Origin of the sequence: Bradyrhizobium sp. Arg237L, from assembly GCF_029990105.1 — a bacterium.
Lineage (GTDB): Bacteria > Pseudomonadota > Alphaproteobacteria > Rhizobiales > Xanthobacteraceae > Bradyrhizobium.
In genome coordinates this window covers 1-8,510 of sequence record NZ_JAQMIL010000140.1, presented here as the reverse complement: position 1 = coordinate 8,510, position 8,510 = coordinate 1, and the positions used below count along the sequence as shown (strand labels likewise).

The window sequence follows — 8,510 nt, the reverse complement described above, 5'->3', positions numbered from 1 at the left end:
GATTGGATGAATTTTCTCTCTCCGTCGGCCAAAATGGCTCTCTCGCAGCCGCATGCGTCAACTAGCACTCGCCTCAAGCCGTACCCGGCTGAGGCCCCCTGCCAAAAGCCGCGGCGACTCAGCGTACAATGGCCAGCAAAGACCTTGATCGACAATCGACGGCTATAGTCCGCCGCCTCGGTGCGGTGAAGAGCCTTTATGAGTGCAGAGACCAGGCTCCCGTCATTCTTAAAATCTTCAGTGCAATAGATGACAGGAACGCCGGACTTCTTGCAGAGATACTCGTAGTAGGCACTTTCATCGACATCCTGAAAGCGACCCCAGCGGCTCACATCGTAAACAAGAACAACACCGAAATTCGCGTTGCCGGCCTCTACATCACTGAGCAGAAGTTTGAGGCCGGGCCTGTCGTTCAGTTGTAACCCGCTGCGAGCCTCGTCGGAGTAGGTTCGTACAATTTCAATGTTGTGAGCGGCCGCATACGCGGCGATCGCTTCTGCTTGGTTCAACGTCGAATAGTCTTGCTCGTCCGTAGACATACGCAGGTATTGCGCAGCCCTTAAAGTAGCTGAGACACCATCCCGCATGACCGGCCCTCCTTGAGGTTGTGTCGATAGCGACATCGCCTGAAAAGATCACTGAAACTTCATGGAGAGTTTTGAGCATTTTTGTACACCCGATGCTGGAGTCTCTCGGCAGCGAATTAGCAGATCTTCGATTACATTGAAGCCCTCTCGCCAGGCGTCGCCGAGGGATGAGATCAAGGGCGCTGTCCGCTTTGGGTCAGTCGCGTCGATTGAGCCGCGCCGAACTGAGGTCCGGTCTGCCCCCGACGGCCGACATTTGCCGAAACTCTAGGCCGGTCGGTAAGGGCCATAAGCTGCCATCGACGGCGAATGGTGCGCGAAAGCGCACCATTCGAAAAGTGGCAACTCGGTTCGCGGCTCCCGATATAACGCAAGGAGCGAGCCCTCGAGATTACGTGGGCTACGAGTCGATCGTTTGCAGCAGCCGCGCAAGCGCTTCGGGAGCGGTTACGTGCGCTGAATGGCTGGCGTCGAGCTCGTAATAACGCCAACTGGGATCATTTTTCGCGCGCTCGGCGAATGGCCGGAAGGTGTCCGCAGGAGTGACGCGGGTGAAATAGACATAGCTACGCGGCAAGGTCAGATTTCCACCGCGCATCTTAAGCGGCTGCTCGAAGCATTTGATCGATTGGGGAACCCGACGTTCAGAAATCCATTTCACGTCAGCTTCAGATGTGTCAGGCGGAATAGGATTCGATGGTACTCGCCATCCATCGCCCGCCTTTGCGGCTTCCTGCATACGCTGCCGTACCGTCGGCGGATTCGCATCCATCAAGGATTGTCCGTCCATTGGCACAAATGCGTCTAGATAAATCAATCGGGCGATACGGTCTCGAGCCCGGTCGGCAACGCCCGTTGCGACCATGCCGCCGTAGCTATGGCCGACCAGCACAATTTCTCTCAGATCCTCATACTTGATGACCGCCAGAATATCCTGAATATGAGTTTCAAGATCGTTTGACGGGCTGGCCAGGTGCTCCCTCTCGCCAATACCTGTGTAGGTCGGAGTGACCAATCGATGCCCAGCGGAAGCCATAAGCGGATGCATCTTCCTCCACGCCCATCCCGCAGACCAGGCCCCCGTACAGACCAAAAAAGTTTTTCCAGAAGTCTGCGCGATAGCGGGACGGGCTGTCGTAACAACGGCCGCGCTTGCGGCGGCGGCCTTTAGGAATTCTCGACGTTTCATCGCAATTTCCCCTTTTCAAAACTCTCGCTGGCCGTGATCAAAGGCATAACACACCTTGCAGTAGAGCCCCGATGGGAAAGGACTGCGACCGAATGTCCGTTGAGGGTCAAAATGCGAAGAAACTCAGACTGAGCAAATCCAGCCCGCTCTGCCCCAGTAAGCGTACCTCAATGAGGAGTGTCGCCACTTCCCTGATGGGCCACCGCAGGACCTAGGAGCGATGTTTCACTCAAGGCCGCACTACAAAAGCTTTGATCCTTCATCGGAAATATTCGCTAGGAAAGGACACCATGAAGCGCTCGATCGTTCGGCCGCGGGCGCTTGGCTCCAAGTCGACAGTGCAAGCGGCCGGTGGAGTAAACGGATGAGCTCGGCACCAACCTGCGCGGGGCGCCCAATCGACCAGCTTGGTGCGATGTAATCAGCGCCGAATATCGTCACTCAACTGCCGCCCGAACGTCACAATGCATCATCAAAGCGTCATTTACAGCGCGGCCAATGTGGCAGCAGCTGGGGCCATACACTCTGCAGGGAGAGTGAGCCATGGCACTTCGATTCGGTACTCTCGACTTCCGCACCATCGACGGCTCCAACAACAATCTTGCCGATTCCACCATGAACCAGGCCGACACCGACTTTGCTCGGGTGGGTCCGGCGCATTTCGCCGATGGGTTCAATGAAATGACACCGGGGCCGAACCCCCGCGAGATCAGCAACATCGTCGTGGCGCAGGCGGACACCGGGGAGGAAGGCCCGCATTTGATGGACGACGACGGCGTCGCACTATCAGGCATGATGTATGCGTGGGGCCAGTTCATCGATCACGATCTGGATTTGCAAAAGCAGGGCACAAGCACGGATATCTCGATCACGGTCCCAGCTGATGATGAGTTTCTGCCGGCCGGCAGTATCATCCCGTTGACGCGGGTAGCCATCGATCCTGCGACCGGTGTTACCGGGCATCCGGCAACCGCCATCAACACGGTCACGGGTTGGCTGGATGCATCGCAGATTTACGGATCCGATGCTGCCACCGCAGCGAGCCTGCGGACCGCCGACGGTCATATGAAAATGTCGGCAGGGCAAAATCTCCCGATCATCGAGACCGATCAGGGCAAGGCCTTTGCGGCCGGTGATGTGCGGGCGCAGGAGAACCCTGACCTGACCGCCTTGCAGGTGTTATTTGTGCGCGAGCATAATTATCAGGTCGATCGCCTGCAGCAGGAACAACCGAATTGGAGCGGCGACGAGCTGTACGAGACGGCCAAAGCCATCACCACGGCCGAGATGGTCAATATCACCTATAGCGAGTTCCTGCCACATCTGCTGGGCAAGGACGCCATTGAGCCGTACCACGGCTATGATCCTACGGTAGACGCGCGAATCACCGAAGAGTTTGCGGGTGCCGCGTTTCGCTTCGGTCACTCGATCGTCTCCGACGAAATCAGTGCGATCAGCAATCTAGGTGCCTTCACATCCGAGCAGACGCTGGCGGAATCGTTCTTTGAAGATACGGCAACGTTCGAGGCTACGGGTGCAGATGGCTTGCTTCGGCATCTGTCGGGAGACTTGGCGAATCTGCTGGACGCCCGCATTGTCGATGGCTTGCGGAACTTCCTGGTCGATCCTCCGGACGGTATCGATCTAGCGGCGATCAATATCCAGCGTGGCCATGATCTGGGGTTGGGTACACTGAACCAGACCCGGGAGGCGCTGGGACTTGCGCCGTATACCAGCTTCGATCAGCTCAGCTCTGATCCGAAGACGGCGGCGGAGTTCGAGAAAGCCTATGGTTCTATCGATGCCGTCGATTTGTGGGCTGGTGGATTGGCAGAGGATCATGCTGAAGGAGCCATCATCGGACCTACCTTTGGCAGGATCATCGGCGATCAGTTCGCTGCATTGCGCGACGGCGATCGGTACTATTTCGAGAACCAGAAGTTCGACAGCGAGACCCTGAATGAGATCAAGGGCACCACCCTGTCGGACTTGATCCTGCGCAACACCGATACCACTGCGATGCAAAGTGATGCTTTCGTTGCGACCGAGCGGCACAGCGGCACCCTGGGAGGAGTAGACCCGACCGGACAAGAGGCGGCCGACGGCATGGCGCAACTCGTGGTCGGATCCCCAGGAAAGGACACCCTGACCGGCGGGGATCTGGATGACACGCTGGTGGCAGCGAGCGGCCACATGACCATGACCGGCGGTGATGGTGCCGATACGTTTGTGTTCAACGCTGACTACTTCAAGGGAAAACACAATACCGCAACCGTCACCGACTTCGACCCGAAAGTGGACAAGCTACAACTTTTAAGCGACGCCTACGTCAAGATATCTTCCGACGAGCACGGCGGAACACTGTTGCACGTCGGCACCGAAACTATCGACTTATTGGGCGTAAAGCCGAATGAATTGCACCATCGCGACTGGGCATAAGACCAAGATGCTGCGTCGCTTTGAACGAGCGGCGCAGCACCCTCTCAATTGGGCGAGATAACTCACGTTTTCGGATCGCGCGGGACTTCTCGCGTCGCGGACAGAACATCAATGCAGAACTAGCGAGCGCCACAACTGCAATCCGTTAGTCGATAACGTCCGCATTGGGTCATAGCGCCTGCCGCACGGCCTTCCGTTCCCTCAAGCGCGGTTTCCTCCCTTGGAGGCTTTCGGACGCCGGCCGCCGAACCCGCGGCGACGTCCCTCAAGCGGCCGGCATCCGAAACCCTTCACAGAAGCGGACATCGCTGATCTGAGCCTACAAGCGTGTCCGACGTGAGCCTCTCCGTTCCTTCCCGATTTAGGATGATGTAGCTCGCGCCAAGTGCAGCGCGGCTTCAATGCCGCTATCCAAAATCTGCTGCGCTTCGGCAGCGTCGGGCACGGCCCGCGCAAACTGTAGCGTGCCCACCATGAGGCCGAAGATAGCCATCGCTCGGCGGTGGTTCGCTGCAGAATCTGCGCCGGGTAGCAGCGCGGCCAAGGTCGCGACGTAGCTTCCCAGCGCTTTCTCGTAATCTTGCCTGGTGTTCAGGGGCTGGCGCCCGATTTCCGGAAGTAACGCCGCGGAGGGGCACCCTTGCGCGGGGGCTTCGAGGTGCGCGCGGTTCAGGTACCTCAGGATCGCGCCTTCAAGGTCCAGGCCCTTGAGCTGATCTTCATCAAGGCAATGCTGCTGGTCATTAAGCGCGCGCGCGAGCGCCTCGCGAACAAGCGCATCCTTGGACTCAAAGTGCGGAGAGAATGCCCCTTTGGTCAGGCCGGCCTCGCCCATAATCCCGGCAATCCCGGTTGCGGAGATGCCGTCCCGGCGCATGCATTTCGATGCCACATCGATGATGTGCCGTCGTGTCGCCAACTTATGACCCTTCTCGAAGCGCATCTCATCTCAACTCCACTAATGTCTCCCAGACGCCAGGACCACGCGTTAGATCGCGGTCGGCTCGGCACCCAAAACGCCTTCGATCTTGCGGGCAAGGGCTAAAAGCCTGCGGTCGCTTCCTAAAGGGGCGTCAAGTTCAAGGCCAATCGGCAGCCCAGCGCGAGATAGGCCAACTGGAAGACTGATACCCGGCAGCCCCACGCTGCTCGCTGAGACGGTGTGATTCGCCAAAGCGAGATAGCTGACGTCCTGTCCCGCGATATGGACGGTCGCCTGCTCGTCAATCAAAGGCGCCGTGCATGGCGTGGTCGGCTGCAGAATGACCTGCGCCCCACAAGCGACGAACGCCATGTTGAGCCGGTGCTGGATTTCCGGCCGACTCGCGTTGAGCGCCGTCTGATACGCTTCTGCCGAGATGGCACCTGCACCGCTCGGCAGTACAATGTGTCCCCACGCCTGCCGAAGTTGGGGCTTGAGACCCTCGTAAATCGCCTCAAACGTGGTCGGAATGTCATGGCGGCGAAGGAATTCTGATATTGCGCCCATCGTCTCATGAGCAAAGATGCCCCATGTCGCGGTTTGGATGAGGGCATTGAAATCGTCGCCAAGGTTCACCTCAACGACCTCCGCACCGGCGTGCTGCAGACGCCGAACCACCTCGCGGAATCGGCTCTCGACTTCCGAGTCCACCAAATCCAGAAACTGTCGCGGCGCGAAGGCCAATCGGGCTCCCTTTAGATCATAGTCGCGGTCGAAGAATTCTGCAGCCTGTTCGCCAGTCACGACCTGATCCAGCAGGACGCAGTCCTCGACGCTTCGGGTGAATGCGCCCGTCGTGTCGAGCGTGTGGGAGATCGGAGCAACGCCCTTGCGCGGCCATCGTCCGGTGGTTGGCTTGAATCCCACGACGCCACACAACGATGCGGGCACCCGGATCGACCCAACGGTGTCACCGCCCAAGGACGCGGGAACGAGGCCCGCGGCCACGGATGCGGCAGAACCGCTCGAGGAGCCGCCCGACACGCGATCTCGTGCGTGCGGATTCTTGACCTGGCCGTAATGTGCGTTGTGACCGGTCAAGCCGTAGGACATCTCAACGAGGTTGTTCTTGCCGAAGACCAAAGCGCCCGCATCCTTGATAGCGCGGACCGCGTCCGCATCTTCGCGTGGGACGAAGTGAGCGAGGCTATCGAGACCCAGGCTCGTAGGCAGCCCTTTCGTCAGATAACTGTCTTTCACTCCGAGCGGCACGCCCAGTAGCGGAGCCGCCGATCCGGCGGCACGTGTTTTGTCCGCGTTCCTCGCGGCGGCCAGCACAGCAGCCTCGTCGATGGTGATAAAGGCATTAAGCTCGGCAAGCGTTCGCGCACGCCGCAGAAGCGCCGCGGTGTATGCTTCCGATGTGATTTCGCCATTGCGAATAGCTGCCGCAGCGGCCGCGAGTCCCAGCGAGGAGCGGTCCATCAGTGCTTCGGGAGCCATGTGGCGCGAAACGCCGGTGATGTCGTTCATGAAGTCCTCGCAAAGAGCGGTTTGCAGCATTCCGCTGCCGTGATACAGCGGCTCAGCTCATGCCATTACGATCACAATATTAAATTACGATCGTAATGCAATGGGGAGGACGGGCTTCTCTGCACACATGAGCGTGAGGTGCCGACAGGCGACGGATTGAGCCGCCGACCGTTGAAAGATGACGTCCGCTTCGGGTCTTGGCCGTGTAAAAACGGCCTCTAAAAGGGCGTCGCTGAGAGTCCGCGGCCCGAGGGTGTCAGGCTGCGATCGCAGCGATCAGCGGCTTGATGCCAACAATGTTCATGGCCCGCGTCAGATTGTAGGCCAGGACCGCAATTGCCATCTCGGCAGCTACTTTTGGAAGCGTTTTCGTCAGGAAGTGTGTCGCCCCCATGCGGGCCTTCATGGTGCCAAATGGGTGCTCGACTGTCTCTCGGCGCTGGCGCATCGCCTCTGGGTTTGCATCGAGGCGCTGCTGCACAGCCTCAAGCAGATGCTCGTGCTCCCACCGTGTAATCCGCCGCTCTGGCCCTGGCGTGCATTGGGACTTGAGCGAACAGCTCTGACAGGCCGTGGTCCAGTAGCGCCGCGGCACCTTGCCGTCTTCTTCGTTTGTATAGCGATATGGCAGTCGCTCCCCAGCCGGGCAGCGATAGGCGTCCTCCTCTGGTAAATAGGCAAAGTCCTGCTTACCGAAGCGTCCGTCCGCCTTAGCACCCGATGTCAGCGGTTTGGGCAGAGTTACCGTGATGCCTGCTTCGTGGCACGCGAGGATCTCCGGGCTGTTGAAGTAACCGCGATCGGCCACCGCTTCGAGCGTCTCGGTCTTTAGAACGGCCTTCGCCTGCTTGGCCATATTGGCCAGCTGCGCTCGATCTGAGCCGCTGTTCGTCACCTCGTGCGCCACAATCAGATGATGCTCGGTATCCACGGCGACTTGCACGTTGTAGCCGACAACGCCGGAACCGCGACCGCTCGTGGCCATCGATCGGCTATCGGGATCAGTGAGCGAGATTTGCTGGTCGGACGAGGCGAGCATCTGCTTCTCGTAAACGGCAAGCTTGCCCATTTCTTCCTTCAGCTTCGTCAGCTTCTCGGTAAGCCTCGTCACCTTTGTGGCCAACGCCTCGCTCGGCTCCTGTCGATCGGCCGTATCAAGTTGGCTCAGGTAGCGCGCGACGCTCTCCTCAAGTTGAGCACGCCGCCGTTGCACCTTCGCCTTTGTGAAGTTCTTGTCCCGATTGTTCACGGCTTTGAACTTGCTCCCATCGATGGCGACGCTCGCCGTCGCGAGAAGGCCTATCTCACGGCAGAGTTCGACAAAGCGCGCACAGACCTTGCGAAGCGCTAGGCCGTTGTCCTTGCGGAAGTCCGCGATCGTCTTGTGATCAGGTGCGAGCCGACCCAGCAGCCACATGACCTCGACATTGCGCCCGGCCTCTCGTTCCAGCCGCCGACTCGACTGAACCCGGTTCAGATAGCCGTAAATGTAAAGCTTAAGGAGAACGGAGGGGTGGTACGACGGCCGACCAGTCGCCGCCGGCTCCACCCCCTCGAAGCTCATCTCAGCCAAATCCAGCGCATCGACAAACACGTCGATCACGCGAACAGGATTGCTTTCGTCAATGAAATTATCGAGGCATTCGGGCAACAGCGTCCATTGCCCACGATCCGCCTCTTCAACGAAGCGCCTCATCGATTCCTCCACAGAATCACGAAGGAATCATAACAGCGGCGCGGCGTTTTCACACAGCCAGGGTCAATAACCCCTGTTGCCTCTCGGTCGCAGACTTCCGGTCTGTCCCTGTGAACGGACTTCTAGCTATACCGCGTCAACGGC

Annotated in this window: 6 protein-coding genes; 1 reads left to right on the top strand and 5 read right to left on the bottom strand. The window is 59.0% G+C overall.

Features of this window, described 5'->3' with window-relative positions; translation table 11 throughout:
* Both OZ411_RS42115 and OZ411_RS42110 read right to left on the bottom strand, forming a co-directional pair.
* Nucleotides 1-587 (bottom strand): recombinase family protein (locus tag OZ411_RS42115; RefSeq protein ID WP_282532680.1); only part of this gene is annotated, 587 nt, incomplete at its 3' end.
* Between the two features lie 400 nt (nt 588-987).
* Nucleotides 988-1,776, bottom strand: a complete 789-nt coding sequence (locus tag OZ411_RS42110; RefSeq protein ID WP_282532679.1) for an alpha/beta hydrolase — start codon at nt 1,774-1,776, stop codon at nt 988-990.
* A 543-nt stretch (nt 1,777-2,319) separates the two neighbouring features.
* Here OZ411_RS42110 and OZ411_RS42105 point away from each other — a divergent pair.
* Nucleotides 2,320-4,215 carry a peroxidase family protein gene (locus tag OZ411_RS42105; RefSeq protein WP_282532678.1) on the top strand — a complete coding sequence of 632 codons (1,896 nt, stop codon included), beginning with the start codon at nt 2,320-2,322 and terminating at the stop codon, nt 4,213-4,215.
* Between the two features lie 361 nt (nt 4,216-4,576).
* On the opposite strand, the gene OZ411_RS42100 is transcribed toward OZ411_RS42105, so the two are convergent.
* From OZ411_RS42100 to OZ411_RS42090, 3 genes are all read right to left on the bottom strand, one after another.
* A complete protein-coding gene (locus tag OZ411_RS42100; protein ID WP_282532677.1) occupies nt 4,577-5,158 on the bottom strand; it encodes a TetR/AcrR family transcriptional regulator in 582 nt (193 codons plus the stop codon).
* Nucleotides 5,159-5,203: 45 nt separating this feature from the next.
* Entirely contained in the window at nt 5,204-6,670 is a 1,467-nt protein-coding gene (locus OZ411_RS42095; protein WP_282532676.1) for an amidase family protein, read from the bottom strand.
* Nucleotides 6,671-6,926: 256 nt separating this feature from the next.
* The gene (locus tag OZ411_RS42090; protein WP_282532675.1) at nt 6,927-8,366 is read right to left on the bottom strand and encodes an IS1182 family transposase; all 1,440 of its coding nucleotides are present in this window, start codon (nt 8,364-8,366) and stop codon (nt 6,927-6,929) included.
* Between the last annotated feature and the right edge of the window lie 144 nt (nt 8,367-8,510).

Bases quoted from the DNA above. Each gene is read 5' to 3' on its own strand.
- OZ411_RS42110 (WP_282532679.1), bottom strand. From the start codon at position 1,776: ATGAAACGTCGAGAATTCCTAAAGGCCGCCGCCGCAAGCGCGGCCGTT.
- OZ411_RS42105 (WP_282532678.1), top strand. From the start codon at position 2,320: ATGGCACTTCGATTCGGTACTCTCGACTTCCGCACCATCGACGGCTCC.
- OZ411_RS42100 (WP_282532677.1), bottom strand. From the start codon at position 5,158: ATGCGCTTCGAGAAGGGTCATAAGTTGGCGACACGACGGCACATCATC.
- OZ411_RS42095 (WP_282532676.1), bottom strand. From the start codon at position 6,670: ATGAACGACATCACCGGCGTTTCGCGCCACATGGCTCCCGAAGCACTG.
- OZ411_RS42090 (WP_282532675.1), bottom strand. From the start codon at position 8,366: ATGAGGCGCTTCGTTGAAGAGGCGGATCGTGGGCAATGGACGCTGTTG.